We start from the raw sequence: 17,924 nt of genomic DNA, 5'->3' as shown, positions 1-17,924 counted from the left end.
GTTATCACCTACAAATTATTACCTTTCAATCATTAGCCGGTATCATCTTGCTATTGAAGTAATGGCGATCACATAAGCTTACGTATAACATATATCTTAATAGATGCACCAATATGCAGTGTTACCATCAATCACTACCTGCTCATCTACATCAAAATGATCCCAATTCATATCTTTGAAATACTTTTTTCTGACTTTATTCCCGGACATAGAACTCTTTTTGAATCGCCTTCCATAAGGAGTTCCATTTGTCTCTTCTGTATTAACGAAATTATTATCATCTGCGCTGTATTTCAGATTGTTCGTATACTCTAAAAGACTATACGCTACATTTCTGGACGTACGCTCATTTATCTGATCTAATGTATAGTAGACATTTTCGTAGTAATTAAAGGACTCATCATCTACACACACAGCTATTTCATCTACCGTAACTCCATTTATTTCTTCATAATTGTCAATTTTATTAAGTACAGCTTCTGCACATGCTAAATCCTGCGTGTTGGATATGTAGTGATTTATGGCAATCTGCTGGCAGGAAAAAATCTGTACAATAACAGCAATCATGGTTACAGCCTGCGCATACTTTTTAACCCTTGCGCCTAATTGAACATATCCAAGAAAAGTCATGCATCCAAGCGCAGCATAAAGCGTATATATAACTCGCGGTGCCTTAGACTGAATAAGTGGAATCGCCAGCGCAAGTAAAAACATCACAATTCCTGCAAACAGGAACGTAAATACTCTTTCATTTTCCTTCTTACGCGAAATTATGAGTAATAAAGTGATTACAATAACAACTAACAGATTTATAAAAGGAACCGGAAGCAGTCCTATTCCATTTTTAAGGAAGTCCCAAAAAAGTCTTATTACACCGGCTATACTATCCAGAACCCCCACCGATGAAATGGGCTTCGGGTTATCTGTCATAACTCCCAAAAACTGCATCAATTTGGTGGATTCATAATTCAGGAGTCCCACAAAAAGACAGCTGAAAGAAACTATAAGTCCTCTTACCAGCATTTTAATATTCAGCACATAGTTGCCCTCGATCAGAATGTACAAAAGTGCATATATTGCACAGACAATTACAGAGACCTGATATGTCGATCCTCCAAGTATCATGAATATGGCAGCCAAGACATATTTCTTCCCGGCAAAAAAATAAAGCGCGATTGCAGTAAATAACACATAAAAACTGTAAACAAAGCACTCAGGAAACATCAGATATTCTGAAAACAGAGTACTGATAAAAGGCAAAATAAGAAGTGCTCTTCCGAAATACTCTTCATAAATACTGCCAAATTCACTATTCTTTTTTACCTTTGCCATGATGACTTGCTGATATATAAACGCACCAAGGGACACAATAAAAATATGGAGTATAAAGAAATATTTATATTTATCAGGCAATATTATTCCCATTTTATATAGAAGCAGTTCCATAACAAACGGGATATAACGACCATATGTGAATTCAGACTCGATGTTAATTAGCGGACTTAGATAATGAATCATTGTATCTGATCCAAACCCAAATCTATAAAATCCCTGGTACGCAAAAATAATGAGTACCAGGGTAAAAATATACGCTACTATTGAATTTATGTCTTTTTTGATTCTATCCATAATTATAAGTCGCAGTTTCCAACTGTTCTGGGGAATGACTCAACGTCACGAATGTTACCCATACCTGTAAGATACATAACGCAGCGCTCAAATCCAAGACCAAATCCTGCATGTCTTACTGATCCATAGCGGCGAAGATCAAGATAGAACTGATAATCTTCCTTCTTAAGTCCCAGCTCATCCATTCTCTTTTCAAGGATTTCGAGGTCATCTTCTCTCTGGCTTCCACCTACAATCTCACCAATTCCAGGTACAAGGCAATCAGCAGCTGCTACTGTCTTACCATCCTCATTAAGCTTCATATAGAAGGCCTTTATTTCCTTAGGATAGTCAGTTACGAATACAGGCTTCTTAAATACCTGCTCTGTAAGGAATCTCTCATGCTCTGTCTGAAGGTCTGAGCCCCACTCAACCTTATAATCAAACTGGTCATTATGCTTCTTAAGTATTTCAACTGCTTCTGTATAAGTAATTCTTCCGAATTCACTATTAGCAACGTTCTTAAGTCTTTCGATAAGTCCCTTATCAACAAATGAATTGAAGAACTCCATCTCAGCAGGAGCGTTTTCAAGTACATAATTAATTACATACTTGAGCATAGCCTCAGCACAATCACAATCATCCTTCAAATCTGCAAAACACATCTCAGGTTCGATCATCCAGAATTCTGCAGCATGTCTTGTTGTGTTAGAATTCTCTGCTCTGAATGTAGGTCCAAAAGTGTAAACATTCTTAAAAGCAAAGGCATATGTCTCAACATTAAGCTGTCCTGATACTGTAAGGTTAACTGGTTTTCCGAAGAAATCCTGTGAGTAATCAACCTGTCCATCCTCTGTCTTAGGTACATTGTTTAAGTCCATGGTTGTTACCTGAAACATTTCGCCTGCACCTTCACAGTCACTTCCTGTAATAAGAGGAGTGTGAACATAGACAAAACCTCTCTCCTGGAAGAATGAATGTATTGCATATGCTGCAAGAGAACGAACTCTGAACACTGCCTCAAATGTATTTGTGCGGGCACGCAGATGAGGAATAGTTCTCAAAAACTCAAGGGAGTGACGCTTCTTCTGAAGAGGAAAATCCGGAGTAGAAGGTCCCTCTATTGTGACTGTCTCAGCCTGCATTTCGAAAGGCTGCTTTGCGCCTGGTGTCAAAACAATTGTACCCTCAGCTATTATTGCTGATCCAACATTTAACTTACTTACCTCAGCAAAGTTATTAAGACTATCTGAATATACTACCTGTAATGGTGTGAAATAAGTTCCGTCATTCAAAACAATGAATCCAATTGCTTTTGAATCGCGGATACTTCTGATCCATCCACCAACTGTTACTTTTTTATCAGCATATTTCTCCGGAGCCTGAAAAAGCTCTCTGATATCTGTCAGTTCCATTCTTGCCTCCTATTATCACTCAGCAGTATCTGCTTCTTCTGAACCAGCTGCCGCATCTGTACTTTCTGTTGCCTCTGCATCCTCTGCAGTATCGTTACCTTCCTCAGCTTCACTGCTCTCTGCTTCTGCTGCATCTGAAGTTGGTGCAGGATCAGTAACATTAGCATTTTCAGCAAGGAATTCAATCACCTTATTAGTGAGGAGATTCTCTTCAATATTTTCTACATCTACAGTCTTTTTATATTCATCAACACTGTCAATTGTCTTGCCTTCTTCAGCAGTAATATTGGCATTGGTCATATCATTCTGAAGCTTCTCATTAAGCTCATCCTCTGTCACTTCAATTCCCTCAAGCTTGGCAATTGCTCCAAGCATGATAAACTGCTCTGCAAGCTCTATTGATTTATTATCAAGATACTCAGTCTGCTCACCTGAAAAGCCTTCCTGTGCCATCATCATTGAAAGAACCTGATCTGTTGTGTAGTTAGTTCCATAATTTGCTGAGTAATATGATGCAACCATGTTAGCCTGATCGCTGTAAAGTCCTTTGAATCTTTCCAAAGCAGACTTGGGAGGCTCAACAAATTTACAATTGGCAGTAACAGCTTCAAGTATTTTTGAGTTTACTTCGTTCTTATAATCTGTCTGTTTTTCCTCAAGAAGTCTGTCTTTAAGGTAAGTCTTAAGCTCATCAATTGTTGAAACATTCTCAATTCCCAGTGAAGCAGCATATGCATCATCAAGATCAGGCTTAACTTTAATACTGTTAACCTTTACGGTAAAGATTACGTCTGCTCCTGCAAGCTCTGCAGCACTGTAGTTATCAGGGAATTTAAGGTTCAGATCCCTTGTCTCACCAATCTGAGCACCTACAAGACCATCTTCAAAACCATCTATAAATGTTTTGGAACCTATTGTAAGATCATAACCTTCAGCAGTACCACCATCGAATACCTCTCCGGTATCAGCTCTTTTGCCGGAATAATCAATATTTACCGTATCGCCTTCCTGAACAGCTCTGTCAGTCACCTCAACGGTAGCTTTCATTGAAGAGCTGATATACTGCATGTATTGCTCAACTTCTTCGTCATTAACCTCAGGGGATTTAACCTCAATTGAAACGCCTTTATAATCTCCAAGTGTCACATACTTATCTAAATCAATATCTTTAAGATATGCAGCATCTGCACCCGCTCCGGATTTTGCACATCCTGCAAGCATACTGGCAGCAACTACTACAGCCGTCATTGCAGTTATAAATTTTTTCATAAATATTTACTCCTTAATTTAACTTCCATATTAAAATAAACTTTTTTTATACTAGCACAGTTTCTTCTTATGTTAAAGTATTTTGTTGCCTGATACGCAATTCAATGATAAAATACAATCTGCACAGAAACTTGTAATATTTAATAAATTGTTTAGTTTTAAATTTGGAGGAATGTTTTGAATCCGGTATTAATCGTTATTTTAGTAATCTTTGTTATACTCGCAATCGCTCTGGTTGTGCTTACAATTCTCGGAAGACGGGCTCAGAAACGACAGGAAGAGCAACAGGCACAGATGGAGGCAATGAAACAGAGTGTTTCGATGCTTATCATTGATAAAAAGAGAATGAGAATCAATGAAGCTGGTCTTCCCTCCGCAGTTCTTGAGAACACACCTAAGCTCCTTCGCCGTTCCAAGCTTCCAATCCTAAAAGTTAAGGTTGGTCCTCAGATCATGAATCTCGTTTGTGATGAAAAGATTTTTGATTCTGTTCCGGTAAAGAAAGAGGTTAAGGCAGAAGTCAGCGGTATCTACGTTTTATCTGTAAGAGGTATTCGTGGTGGCAATGCAGTAGTTGAAGAAAAGAAAGGCTTTTGGAAAAATCTTGTTGCTAAGGCTCAGGAAAAAGCCGGTGCAAAGCCCGTTAAATAATCTTATAAACATCAAAAAAATTAAACATCCTTAATTCATAAGCTTATGAATTAAGGATGTTTTTTTGGTTAAAGGATATTTTTAATAATGGCAAATTTTAAATTATTTATATTGCTGCAAAGCCTTTTTCAAGGTCTGCAATAATATCATCAATATGTTCCGTACCTATTGAAAGTCTGATTGTACTCTGACTTATTCCCTGATCCTTAAGCTCTTCATCGGAAAGCTGGGAATGAGTTGTTGTAGCAGGATGAATTACAAGGCTCTTTACATCCGCAACATTTGCAAGAAGTGAGAATATCTCAAGATTGTCGATAAACTTCCATGCTGCTTCTTTTCCACCCTTAATTTCAAATGTGAAAATGGATGCACCTCCGTTAGGGAAATACTTTTCATAAAGTGCATGATCAGGATGATCTGCAATTGAAGGATGATTAACCTTTTCAACCTGAGGATGTGAATTCAGGAATTCTACAACCTTCTTGGTATTCTCTGCATGTCTGTCAAGTCTGAGCGACAATGTCTCTACACCCTGTAAAAGTAAGAATGCATTGAATGGTGATATAGTAGCACCTGTATCTCTAAGAAGGATTGCTCTGATAAATGTTACAAATGCAGCAGGGCCAACAGCATCATAGAAAGATATACCATGATAGCTGGGATTGGGCTCAGCGATATTCGGATATTTGCCGCTTTCCTTCCAGTTAAACTTTCCTGACTCAACAATTATTCCGCCAAGAGTTGTACCATGACCTCCGATGAACTTTGTAGCAGAATGTACAACAATGTCTGCACCATGTTCAATAGGTCTGATAAGATAAGGTGTTCCGAATGTATTATCTATAACAAGAGGAAGTCCATGCTTATGTGCAATCTCAGCAATCGCATCAATGTCCGGAATATCACTGTTAGGATTTCCCAATGTTTCAAGATATATAGCTCTTGTATTATCCTGAATAGCACCTTCTACTTCATCAAGATTATGTGCATCAACAAAAGTTGTATTTACACCGTACTGCGGTAATGTATGTGCAAGAAGATTGTAGCTTCCACCATAGATGGTCTTCTGAGCAACGATATGTCCACCATTTGCTGCAAGTGCCTGTATTGTATATGTTATTGCTGCTGCTCCTGATGCAACCGCAAGTGCTGCACTACCGCCCTCAAGAGCTGCGATTCTTTTTTCCAAAACATCCTGAGTTGAATTTGTAAGTCTTCCATAAATATTTCCCGCATCAGCAAGTCCGAATCTGTCTGCTGCATGCTGGCTGTTTCTAAACACATAGGAAGTGGTCTGATAAATCGGAACCGCTCTTGCATCTGTTGCCGGATCAGGCTGCTCCTGCCCAACGTGTAACTGAAGTGTCTCAAACTTATAATTGCTCATACCTTTTCTCCTCTCTTGCAAAGCTCTTAAGCTGTTTTTTCGTCTCTGTAACTTGTTGAAAAAATAATACTTCTATTTGCCTACCATGTCAATAGGTAATACAATCACTATACACTTACGTTACCTATAAGATCTGCTTATATATAAAAACCTCTTTCTCCGAAACTACTCAGAGAAAGAGGTTATACCCTTCTTTCATAATTAAATTTATCCCAAAACTCAATAAAACCGCATAAAACACCGAAGACTGTGATCACTTTAAAATCTCAGCTTTAAACGATTTCAGGGTTATCCTCAACCGGCGCTTCTGTATTATTCTTAGCTGCCATATCATCGAACCCTTTCATCACAGCATCATATGTCTGCTTTGAAATATCAGGCAATTCTTTTCCCCAGGATTTTGTGGCTTCTTTAAAGCCTTTTTCAAATGCGGAACGCATCTTGTCAATCTGGCCGGGATCCCCGCCTGTTAATGCATTTGCAAAATCCAAAATGCGTTGTGAAGTCTGCTTAACTCCCCAATAGCCATCCTCAGAGATCTCTTCCTGCGCCTTTTTCTTTGCAGCTTCATCAATAGTAAAATCACCCTTTGCCAAAAATGACCAGATATCATCAGCTTTTCCAATGGCAACGCCCTGCTTTGACATCATCTGTGAAACAATATCCTTAAGCTGATTCTGCCTCTCTTCAAGGTCATTTTTCAACATACTGATCACTGCTTCATTCTTCTTATAGGTTTTATTGGTCGAACCTACGGCACTGGTATTATCCGACTTTTCAAAAACCGCAGCCTTATCGTTTTTTGCCTCAGCGGTCTTTGCCGTTTTATCTTCAGATGTAGCTTCTGCGGCTTTTGCGGTCGTTGTCGGCTCGTAATACGTGCTGGCCTGGTCTAAACATGTAACTCCGTTTACGCCCATATGAACTCCTTTTCTACGCCAAATGATCTGACGCCGATACGACTATGTATGCCTAGTGTTTTGTCTGGGTGACTTTTGATTTAATTACGAAGAATCATTCTCAATAGGCTAGGAATCTGAATGAGTCGTAGCGGTGGCTACGGCGATTGAAGATGACGAAGCGTATTGAGAATTAGACAAGTAATTTATCAAATTGTCATTCAGACAAGACACTAGACATACTTACAGTATTACTCATCTTATTTATCGTCTTATATCACTTTAACCTTAAGTAGTTTTTCCATACTTTTCAATTAAAAAAATATAAAATTATTGTTGCCTCTTTTCTTATAAATGTATCCCATAAACAATTTATAAACTCCGCCTGTTTTAACTATTTGGGTCATTTTGTGCTATTATACAAACAGCTAAGATAATCTTTGGACATTAATTTTATACCTTTGCCGGGTATACTTTCTAATTAAAGATGCAGACCGGTCAAATATGGTTTCTTCTTTCCTAAGAAAAATTATGCCTTAGATGTCTTATCTGATCATGTTCTTATAATTAATGGAGGATAATAAATTTGATCACTAGAAACGCATATGCAAAAATCAACCTTGGCCTTGATGTCACAGGCAGGCGGGATGATGGTTATCACCTCGTAAGAATGATAATGCAAAGCATTGATCTATCTGATAAACTTAGTTTTTCTGAAAGAACAGACAGCAAAATAGTCATAGAAACTGATGATCCCAGGATTCCTACAGATGAGCATAATCTCATATGGAAAGCCGCTGACCAGCTAAGAAATTACTGCAATGTTCCGGACAAAGGCGCTACAATCCATTTGGAAAAGCATATTCCCATGGCAGCCGGAATGGCAGGTGGCAGTACAGATGCTGCTGCAACATATATCGCATTAAACGAGCTTTGGAATCTGTCACTTTCCATAGAGCAGTTATGTGATCTTGCTATAAAAAAAGGTGCAGATATTCCCTACTGCATCAAGGGTGGCACAGCACTTTCTGAAGGAATCGGAGAAATTCTTACTCCGCTTAAAGACATGCCATCATGCCATATCGTTATAGCCAAGCCGGCGCTCGACGTTTCCACAGCCTGGGCTTATACAACCCTGGACTCCGCTCCTATTGAAGATCATCCTGATATAGACGGCATCAAAGATGCCATTGAAGCCCATGATCTTTCAGGGATAACAGCACGTCTTGGCAATGTATTGGAGCCTATAACATCCGGAAAATATACTGTTATAGAAGAAATACGCCAAATTCTGCTTGCTAACGGTGCTATGGGGGCACGTATGAGCGGAAGTGGTCCTACAGTTTTTGGTATCTTCGATAATAAAGATCTTTCACATGCTGAAAATGCTGTAAAAGAACTGCAGAGCAAAGGTATTGCCCCGGAGTTATTCATCACAAAGCCACTTACAACAGTTTAATATATTAGAAAGGATTTACATGAACGGTACTATTAAAATAATTGGTGCCCACGACCACGGAACAGGAAAACCTGAAATCGTAAAACACGAGCAGAAGGCTTTCTGTGAATTTGATGGTTCAAATTATATAATTACTTATTCCGACAATAACGAGGAAGAGGATTCTGCCTCCGGCATATCAACTCACAGACTGGAGATTGGAGAAGGTTACCTGAGAATGGCACAAACAGGAGCCGTCACATCAGATCTTCTATTCAGACTTGGTGAGACATGGGATACTGATTATCAGACACCTTACGGATTAATGAAGATGACTGCTATAACCCGTAATCTCATGATGGAACTCAGTAAAAAGAAAATCACCGCCCATGTGCAATATGAACTGCAGCTGGACGGTGAAAAGCTATCTGATTCCAAGGTACGTATATCATTTATACCTGACATGACAGATTGACATTATTTAACTGCTCCTATCAGTTCGTTAATGTCATCAATTTTCTGTTCAGACATATATCTTTCTATTCCTTCAATTGTGTTTATGGTAGCATATGGATCATGAAAATTCATGGCACCAACAGCAATTGCAGTTGCTCCTGCAAGCAGGAATTCGATAGCATCCTCTGCATTAGCAATTCCTCCCATACCTATAATAGGTATATTTACAGCATGAGCCGCTTCATAGACCATTCTTACAGCAATTGGTTTAATTGCAGGACCGGATAATCCTCCGGTTCTGTTTGCAATTGCAAAGGTCTTCCTATAAATATCAATTTTCATTCCTGTGATTGTATTAATAAGTGAGATAGCATCGGAGCCTGCTGCCTCAGCTGCTTTCGCCATATCGGAAATACTTGTTACATTTGGGCTTAGCTTCATTATAATTGGCTTTTTGGAGTGCTTTTTTATCTCTTTTGTTATGTCATACAAAGCATCAGCATTTTGTCCAAAAGCTATTCCGCCTTCCTTAACATTTGGACATGATACATTGATTTCGAGCATATCCACAGAATCTTCATCAGAAAGACGTTCAACAACATCCACATAATCCTGAACACTTTTTCCGCATACATTAACTATAACTTTTGTATCAAAATCCTTTAAAAATTTCAGATCTCGCTCAATCATCACATCCACTCCGGGATTCTGAAGTCCTATAGCATTTAACATGCCTCCATAAACCTCTGCAACCCTTGGTGTTGGATTTCCTGGCCATGGCACATTTGCAACGCCCTTTGTAACGACGGCCCCAAGCCTGTTGAGATCAACAAATTCGGAGTATTCCATACCTGAACCAAAAGTTCCGGAAGCTGTCATAACCGGATTTTTAAATTCCACCCCTGCTATATTAACTGATGTTTTCATCGATTTTCACCTCATTATACTCTGTATCTATATTTTACCTGAATAATTTGAATCCGGACAAAGATCACAGTTCAAGATCATCTGCATCAAACACGGGTCCATCAGTACATATTCTTGCATTATTAACATGTGAATGCTCATCGACGTTTTTGGTCTTGCATACACATCCAAGACAGGCTCCAACACCACAGGCCATGCGTTCCTCAAGACTTAAATATGCCTTTGCGGATATTTCCTTTGCATAAGCTGCAATTCCTCTAAGCATTGGCATGGGACCACATGCGTAAATAACATCTGCCGTAATATTATTTTCTTTGCAGGCATCTATTACATTCCCTTTTGTTCCCACACTACCGTCTTCTGTTGCTATAAATAGCTCTCCATTATTCTTAAATTCATCCAAAAGAAACGTGTCTGAATTTCTATATCCCATAACCATGGTCACACTTTCAGCAGCATCATTTCCTTCTTTGCCTTTAAGCTCTTTTGCAAGTCCTAAAAGCGGCGGAACACCTATGCCTCCACCGATTATAAGCACTCTTTTGCCAGCTGCTTTATCAAGAGGAAACCCATTGCCTAAAATTCCTAACACATCTACGGATTCTCCCTGCCCGTATAGAGCAAACTCAGCAGTACCACTACCTGCTATTCTGTACACAAGCCTTAATATCTGCTCATTCTTATCATATTCGCAAATGCTGATAGGTCTTGGAAGAAGAGTTGATCTGTTATGTGTATAAACTCCTATAAACTGTCCTGGATTAGCATCCTCCGCAAGACAGGTCCTTAACCTTAAATCCATGATGTCGTTTGATAACATATGCTGGGATACAACCTCAGCAGTTATTTTTTTCTTTTTGGGCATGTTCTTCTTCCTTTCAATTCTTATAAACTATTTTTCCTGCACATATAGTGAAATGAATTTTCCCCGGTAATTCCTCGCCTATAAATGGTGAATTAGATGCTTTTGATGCAAAGCTTTCCACTTTCCAGGTTTCTTTGTCTGAAAAAATCACAATATCTGCCGGACCGCCTTCATATATTCTGCCAACCGGAAGTGCAAGATAGGTATTCTCCATTGGATCCTCCATATCCGGTACAATGGCATTAAGGTTATAAATTTGGGCAGGCTGACAGGTCATTCTTGAAAGCAGTGTCATAATATCCATATGACCTTTACTTACAAGCTCTCTAAGGCCAAGCCCCAGAGATGTCTCAAGACCTATTATCCCGCTGGGAGCTTTTGTGATTTCTCTTTCCTTCTCCTCCTTTGTATGGGGAGCATGGTCAGTTGCAATGGTTTCGATAGTACCATCCACCAGACCTTCTATAATAGCCAGACGATCTGCCTCTTTTCTCAGTGGCGGATTCATCTTGGCCATGGTTTTATGCTCTATGACTGCAGAATCGGTAAGTGTGAAATGATGCGGTGTTGCCTCCGCATGTATCCCGGGATTAAGCTTTCTGGCTTCTCTTATCATCTCAACAGCTTCCCTTGTACTTATGTGCTGAATGGTAATCTCTGCGCCTGTCTCTTTAGCTATCTCAATATCCCTTTTTACCATTTCAATTTCAGCTTCTCTTGGAGATCCTTTTATTCCTAAGGCATCCGCAGCTTCTCCGGCATTGATACCGTTATCTGTAATAAAGGACGGATCCTCTTCATGAAGACTTAGAACTTTTCCCAGTTCCTTTGCCTTTAAACAAGCTTCTCTCATAAGTTTCTCGTCAATTACAGGCTTTCCATCATCAGTGAAAAGGACAACTCCTTCCTTTAAGAGAGCCTCCATATCCGTAAGTTCTTTTCCGTCCATCCCTTTAGTGATGTTTCCACAGGTAAAGACTCTGATACCTGTCTGTTCACCTTTTTTTAGTGCATATCTTATTGTCTCCGGATTATCCATGGACGGTTTTGTATTCCCCATCATTACAACAGATGTGAACCCACCTTTTTTTGCAGCTTCGGCTCCGGTATTTATATCCTCTTTATTGGTAAATCCGGGATCTCTGAAATGTACATGTGCATCTACAAGGCCTGGAGCAACAATCATTCCTCCTGCGTCTATTTCATCCAGCTTTGGTCCGCTAAAATTATCCGCATTAAACCGGTTATCTGCATTATCCTTATCACCTGCCTGCTCAATGCCCATCTGCATCATGCTAAGGTATGATAATGCTTCACTTGCCATGTCATCAAGTGTACCGCAAAACCCTATTTTGACAATTCTTCCATCGTTTATCAAAATGTCTCTGTAACCATCGATCCCACTTGCAGGGTCGATCAATCTTCCATTCTTTATTAGAAGCATATTGTTTTCCTTTTCTGAATTCTTATTCCTTATCGTATTGTGGTATAATATAACATCATACTATATGTTTGTCGGAGATTCATTCATGATACGTTTAATTTTAGTTTTTTTATTTTTGCTTGTATTTCTGCTTTGCAGTATTTTTATACAATTTGTTCTTTGGATAATTGGTAAGTTCAACATTGATATTAAGAAAAAAACATCCCTTCGCATAGTTAGTTGGGCTTTTAGATGTGTAGCATTCCTGGCAGGTGCCAAACTTACCGTAATAGGAGAAGAAAACGTTCCAAAGGATAAAGCAGTTCTATATGTAGGAAATCATAGAAGTTACTTCGATATTGTTCTTAGTTATTCCAGAGTCCCAAGACTTACAGGATATATAGCCAAAAAAGAAATCATCAAGGTTCCGGTTCTATCCCAATGGATGAAAAACATGGATTGCCTCTTCCTGGACAGATCTGATATAAGACAGGGACTCGAAGTTATCCTGTCTGCAATTGATAAGGTCAAGAATGGAATTTCAATCACAATATATCCTGAAGGAACACGAAACGGTACAGACGAGATGCTTCCATTCCATAAAGGAAGTTTTAAAATTGCTCAGAAAACCGGTTGTCCTATAATTCCTATGACCATAAATAATTCCAATGCGATCTTCGAGGATCATCTTCCTTTTATTAAGAGATCACATGTGGTTCTCGAATATGGAAAGCCTATATACATAGATGACCTCTCTCCAGAGGATAAGAAGAATATCGAAACTTATTGTCACAATTTAATTCAGGAAACATATCAAAAAAATAAGGCGTTGGTATAACGCCTTATTTTTTCGCTCCTGGTATCTTGTCTTGATGACTTTTGATTTAATTACGAATCATCCAGCCAAGACACTCGTAAAGAAAATCACATTTTGCTTCCCTTAGAACCACCACCAAGCTTAACTCCTTCAAGAACGTTAGTCTCAAATGAGAATACAAGCTTATGGTTCTCACGATCCTGTTTAATTGCAATTTCTATCATATCATCAAGCAGCTGAGAATACTTCTTTCCAAGGGGCTCCCATAAATAGAAAGATAATGATCCCGGAATAGTATTGATCTCGTTGAGGTAGATTTTTCCTGTCTCCTCATCCAGCATAAAGTCTATTCTTGAAACTCCGCTGCAGCCAAGACACTTAAATGCATCTACAGCCATTCTGCGAACTTCAGATCTCTGCTCATCAGTTATATTTGCAGGTATTTTTCTCTTAAGGCTTGCCATACCCTTGGATCCGCCACTCTTTGCTCCGCCTGTCTTTGCTCCCTTTGAACCTGAGCCACCGATATATTTATCCTCAAATGATAAAATATCATCTGAATTTACAGGCTCTTCACATTCTGACGCCTCAGCATTTTCATAATCACCAAGGACTGAACAGTTGATTTCCTTAAGTTTAACGATAGCAGGCTCAACCAGAATTTTCTTTGAAAACTCAAATGCCAGCTCAAGAGCCTCGGTAAGCTGCTGTCTGTTTCCGGCCTTGGATATTCCGATACTTGAACCAAGATTTATAGGTTTAATGATCACAGGATACTTGAAATTCGATTCAATCTTATCCATCAAACCTTCAGCATCCTCATAATCTGTCCAGGTATAGCACTTGCAATCAAGAACAGATATTCCATTGTCCTTGAGCACTGTCTTCATTACATATTTATTCATTCCAACTGCTGAAGAAAGAACATCACAGCCAACAACAGGAAGTCCCAATGTCTGTAAAAATCCGGTAAGAACTCCGTCCTCTACGTTAGTTCCGTGTACGATAGGAAAAGCAATGTCCACGCTGGTAATGATATTATTACCAAACTTCTTCATTGGATAACGGACAAGATTGACTTTGTTTCCTTCTTTTATCCAGACAACCTTGGTGCTCTTGTTTAAAAGCTCCGGAATATGTGTATACTCCTCGATCTTATCCATGCTCTCACCAACATAGAAGTCATTATCCTTGGTCATGTATACCGGAATAACATCATACTTATCTCTATTTATATATCCTATAGCCTGAATAGCTGAGATGATGGAAATCTCATGCTCTGTACTTTTTCCTCCAAAGAGAACTGCAAGCTTTAATTTCAAAATTAACACTTCCTTTCAAAAACATCTTTTAAAGTCATACACCAAAAGTATAGACTTATCTGCGAAAATTTCAACTTCTTTTATTTTTAACCCCAGCCATGGCAAGTATGATCGGTGATGCGAATATCAGGCATAGCGCGTATCTACTGTAATTCATCGGACTGACAACCAAAAACAACACCGATACAAAAAGCGGTACCAAGATAATCAGCTCAGGTCGCTTTCTTCCATTTTTGTTTAGTACTTTTTCTCTAATAACCATATAATAAAATAAATAAACAGGTATCCAGAAGGAGTATAGTACCTGAGAGAAAAGCAGTCTTATTACCGGCAATAGTGAAATCTTATAATAAAGCGAGATCAATCTGTCTCCCAATACTCTGGGTAATATATGATGTATTTCCCCAAAAACTCCTGCTGCCATAGGAATATCCCCAAAAACCTGTATTCCGGCTCCGGGAGAAAAGAAATTCCCACAGATAGAAAATGTAGCTCTCAGATATACTATAGGATGTCTCAGTCCCATCCTGAACCATAACTTTAAGTATTCACTTATGTCTCTGTCACTTGCACTGAGTTTAAATGTATCTTTTACAGGATCTGTAGCTTCAAAAGAGAAGTTCTCCTTTATTTTTTCATAATCCAGAACAGCATCAATAATTTTCTTATCTTCTTCTGTAAACTCCTCTTCGTTATCACGGACAAGTCTTGCAGTCTGATGGAAGATCGTTCCATAAAGTTCCTGCTTACCTCCCGGATAGACATTTAATGCAGGGTATACAACCTTTGGAAATATTACAAACCATACTACCATGCTGATCATTGAAACCAGAATTATTTTGTACCGGTTCCTGTCTTTAATAAAAAGTGTGGCAATGCCTGTAAATAACACTACATAAACGCCGGTATTCAGAGTCACGCAAAGCATCAATAATATCAAAAGGAAAAGTATCCAGGATTTTGCTGGTTTACTATCCATCGCTGCAAAATATCTATAAAGACTATAGATGAAGAGAATAAACAGCAGACTATGCATAGTGTTTTTCAACATGCAGATCATGTACATCGGTATGAAAGGCATGAACATAAAAAATACTCTTACTGCTTTGATCAGATATCTTCCATTATTTGTCTCTGCATTATTGTACAAATCATCCAAAATACCGGAAATCAGAATTGCACCAAGTGCCATCTGACATAATATGTATAATAAAAATCCGGCTGTTGCGCTTCCGAAGAATCTCCCGATTCCTATAAAAAATGAAAAGATGAAAGTTGGAACTATCGGATGATGGGCATTAAGAAAGACATTTACAGTCTCCTGTCCTTCAATAAATCCAAACGGGACAGGTGCCACACCGTCAAAAAAGTCATTAACCTGATTTACTGTATCATAGTTCGCTACACCGGGAAGAAAAATTATAAGATATGGAACCCACGCCAAAAACATCATAACAGCCTGCTTTAAACGGTTGATCTCCACAGATGATGAAGCTGTTGCTTTTGATTTTTCATTATTAACCAGAAATTCTATTATTCTTACTGCCGCATAAAACATAGCTGTATACACAAAAAACAGGACTATATATCGACGTACAATAAACCTGTCCAGAAAAAGATGATCGTCTACAGCATTTTTGTTAAATACAGTTATCAGGGACATAATAACAGAAAAGGCAGCATCCAATGCTACCGCCTTTTCTCCTCCACCAAAGAGTGTCCTTTTTAAAATAAGACTTTTCTCCTGCTTCATTTTTATCCTTACTGTTCTAAAATTTTAGAGATAATTGTCCGGAAGATCATTTTCCAAAAGAATAACCTTTTGCTTACCTGCATCAATCTCATACATAAGATCTGTTGCTTCCTTAAGACCTTCCTTTACAAATAACTTATCTTCTGAAAAGCCTGCTTCCAAAGCGCCTTCCCTGATGGGCTTTGTGTGCTCACTGCCCACTAAGATTATATAGTCTGCGGCTTCTGCTGCCTGCTTTCCAAATTCCTTGTTGTATTCAGCTTCTTTTTCACCAAGTTCAACCATACCCGGTGTAACAAGAATCCTTACACTATCTTCAAATTTTGACAATGTGTCCAGAGCTCTCCTTGCTCCCATAGGATTTGAATTATATGCATCATCAATTATACTAATATTTCCATGCTTCTTAAGCTCTTGTCTGTGCGGAGCAGGTGTAATCCTTCGTACTGCCATTTTAAGTTTACCCATGGGAATCCCCATCGTATGTGCCATAGCAATAGCACCGGTAACATTTGTGACATTGTGCTCGCCTAAAAGCTTCATTGAAAAATCTGCCGTATCCCCGTTAGGAGCTGTAACGGTAAAGCTCGCGCCATCAGATGAATACTTAACATTCGAAGCCCTGTAATCACATACCTCACTAATACCGTAAAGGATGACATTTTTATGGCGAATGTTATTTCTTATCAGTTCATTATCACCATTAGCAAATTTTAATCCCTGGCTGCTCTTCTCCTGGACTGCGTCAAAAAGTTCGAGCTTCGTATCAACAATATTCTCTATAGAATGAAATGTCTCCAAATGCTGCGGTCCAATCGATGTAAGCATTCCATCGTCAGGATGAACTATGTCCGTGATTTCCTTTATATCATGAACATGTCTTGCTCCCATCTCACAGATAAATATTTCATGCATCGGTGTAAGCTGTTCACGTATAGTACGCACAACTCCCATGGGAGTGTTATAGCTCTCAGGAGTCATAAGAACTCTGAACCCCTCTGAAAGCAAAGTCCACAAGTAATACTTTACACTGGTCTTACCATAGCTACCGGTAATACCTATAATTCTGATACCGGGATGCTCTTTTAAAATTCTCTGAGCATCATGTATAAACCAGTCATTTACTTTCTTCTCAATTGGTTTGTTGATTAAATTAGCCAGCGCAACAACAAGCGGAAGAAGTCCGACAAATATGGCAATAAGCAGGAAAGCCACTCCTCTTCTTCCATTCGTATCAAGCGTGAAATTTGTCACACCATTCTTAGTCGCAATAAAGAAACCTGAAAGAGCTTCTTTTGATGTGACAAGAAGGAACACCGCTGATACTGCAAATATAATTAACAATACAGCATAAGTAACAAAAAGCCTCTGTACTCTTTTAGTAATCACAAACTTCTTCTTTGCCTTATGCGGAATATACTGGAATATAAGAAAGATCAGAAATACCAGCGACAGGATTCTTATTATTCTTGCAGTGCTGTTACTTCCCAGAAATCCGGCAATTATCGTAAGGAATAAAAATCCGACATGTAATCCGTATCGCTGCGGTTTTGACCTAAGATACCTGAAATATCCCTGAAACTGATAGGATGAAAGCTGTAGCATATGAGTATAATGTCTAAGTCCAAGTACTACCACTGCCAGATAGGCAACTAAATATATAACAGAAATAAAAATATTCATTTGTTTTCCTC

General features: G+C 38.7%; 15 protein-coding genes. 4 read left to right on the top strand and 11 right to left on the bottom strand.

The window, feature by feature from the left end:
* Positions 1–96 precede the first annotated feature (96 nt).
* From T501_RS07620 to tig, 3 genes are all read right to left on the bottom strand, one after another.
* Entirely contained in the window at positions 97–1,332 is a 1,236-nt protein-coding gene (locus tag T501_RS07620; RefSeq protein ID WP_155994811.1) for a glucosyltransferase domain-containing protein, read from the bottom strand.
* A 299-nt stretch (positions 1,333–1,631) separates the two neighbouring features.
* Positions 1,632–3,023, bottom strand: a complete 1,392-nt coding sequence (asnS, locus tag T501_RS07615) for an asparagine--tRNA ligase (RefSeq protein WP_026510953.1) — start codon at positions 3,021–3,023, stop codon at positions 1,632–1,634.
* 15 nt (positions 3,024–3,038) lie between these two features.
* Complete coding sequence (gene tig, locus T501_RS07610; RefSeq protein WP_044914120.1) at positions 3,039–4,292, bottom strand: trigger factor; 1,254 nt, start codon at positions 4,290–4,292, stop codon at positions 3,039–3,041.
* Positions 4,293–4,469: 177 nt separating this feature from the next.
* Between tig and T501_RS07605 the strand changes: the two genes are divergently transcribed.
* Positions 4,470–4,943 (top strand): type II secretion system protein, encoded by a 474-nt coding sequence (locus T501_RS07605; RefSeq protein ID WP_026510951.1) that lies wholly within the window; start codon positions 4,470–4,472, stop codon positions 4,941–4,943.
* 106 nt (positions 4,944–5,049) lie between these two features.
* Here T501_RS07605 and T501_RS07600 read toward each other — a convergent pair whose 3' ends face one another.
* Both T501_RS07600 and T501_RS07595 read right to left on the bottom strand, forming a co-directional pair.
* Positions 5,050–6,330, bottom strand: a complete 1,281-nt coding sequence (locus T501_RS07600) for an O-acetylhomoserine aminocarboxypropyltransferase/cysteine synthase family protein (protein ID WP_044914119.1) — start codon at positions 6,328–6,330, stop codon at positions 5,050–5,052.
* Between the two features lie 272 nt (positions 6,331–6,602).
* Positions 6,603–7,250 carry a hypothetical protein gene (locus tag T501_RS07595; RefSeq protein WP_044914118.1) on the bottom strand — a complete coding sequence of 216 codons (648 nt, stop codon included), beginning with the start codon at positions 7,248–7,250 and terminating at the stop codon, positions 6,603–6,605.
* Positions 7,251–7,815: 565 nt separating this feature from the next.
* Here T501_RS07595 and ispE point away from each other — a divergent pair.
* Both ispE and T501_RS07585 read left to right on the top strand, forming a co-directional pair.
* Positions 7,816–8,688: a 4-(cytidine 5'-diphospho)-2-C-methyl-D-erythritol kinase gene (ispE, locus tag T501_RS07590; protein WP_081843079.1), complete on the top strand. Its 873-nt coding sequence runs from the start codon at positions 7,816–7,818 to the stop codon at positions 8,686–8,688.
* A 19-nt stretch (positions 8,689–8,707) separates the two neighbouring features.
* Positions 8,708–9,142, top strand: coding sequence for a YwiB family protein (locus tag T501_RS07585; RefSeq protein ID WP_044914114.1), 435 nt, complete (start codon positions 8,708–8,710; stop codon positions 9,140–9,142).
* A 2-nt stretch (positions 9,143–9,144) separates the two neighbouring features.
* Here T501_RS07585 and T501_RS07580 read toward each other — a convergent pair whose 3' ends face one another.
* The 3 genes from T501_RS07580 to T501_RS07570 all read right to left on the bottom strand — a co-directional run bounded on the left by T501_RS07580 (position 9,145) and on the right by T501_RS07570 (position 12,359).
* Positions 9,145–10,050 (bottom strand): dihydroorotate dehydrogenase, encoded by a 906-nt coding sequence (locus tag T501_RS07580; RefSeq protein ID WP_026510947.1) that lies wholly within the window; start codon positions 10,048–10,050, stop codon positions 9,145–9,147.
* Positions 10,051–10,114: 64 nt separating this feature from the next.
* Positions 10,115–10,915 (bottom strand): dihydroorotate dehydrogenase electron transfer subunit, encoded by an 801-nt coding sequence (locus T501_RS07575; protein ID WP_026510946.1) that lies wholly within the window; start codon positions 10,913–10,915, stop codon positions 10,115–10,117.
* A gap of 13 nt (positions 10,916–10,928) precedes the next feature.
* On the bottom strand, positions 10,929–12,359 hold the full coding sequence (locus T501_RS07570; protein WP_044914112.1) for a dihydroorotase: 1,431 nt from the start codon (positions 12,357–12,359) through the stop codon (positions 10,929–10,931).
* A gap of 85 nt (positions 12,360–12,444) precedes the next feature.
* Between T501_RS07570 and T501_RS07565 the strand changes: the two genes are divergently transcribed.
* A complete protein-coding gene (locus tag T501_RS07565; protein ID WP_044914110.1) occupies positions 12,445–13,176 on the top strand; it encodes a lysophospholipid acyltransferase family protein in 732 nt (243 codons plus the stop codon).
* 86 nt (positions 13,177–13,262) lie between these two features.
* Here T501_RS07565 and T501_RS07560 read toward each other — a convergent pair whose 3' ends face one another.
* The 3 genes from T501_RS07560 to T501_RS07550 all read right to left on the bottom strand — a co-directional run bounded on the left by T501_RS07560 (position 13,263) and on the right by T501_RS07550 (position 17,913).
* A complete protein-coding gene (locus T501_RS07560) occupies positions 13,263–14,477 on the bottom strand; it encodes a D-alanine--D-alanine ligase family protein (protein WP_026510943.1) in 1,215 nt (404 codons plus the stop codon).
* 70 nt (positions 14,478–14,547) lie between these two features.
* Positions 14,548–16,230 carry a DUF6020 family protein gene (locus T501_RS07555; protein ID WP_044914108.1) on the bottom strand — a complete coding sequence of 561 codons (1,683 nt, stop codon included), beginning with the start codon at positions 16,228–16,230 and terminating at the stop codon, positions 14,548–14,550.
* Positions 16,231–16,254: 24 nt separating this feature from the next.
* Complete coding sequence (locus tag T501_RS07550; protein WP_044914106.1) at positions 16,255–17,913, bottom strand: Mur ligase family protein; 1,659 nt, start codon at positions 17,911–17,913, stop codon at positions 16,255–16,257.
* Positions 17,914–17,924 lie beyond the last annotated feature (11 nt).

Origin of the sequence: Butyrivibrio sp. WCE2006 (assembly GCF_000701985.1) — a bacterium.
Classification (GTDB): Bacteria; Bacillota; Clostridia; order Lachnospirales; family Lachnospiraceae; genus Butyrivibrio.
The sequence above is the reverse complement of the archived record's forward strand: the minus strand, read 5'-3'. Positions and strand labels throughout refer to the sequence as shown.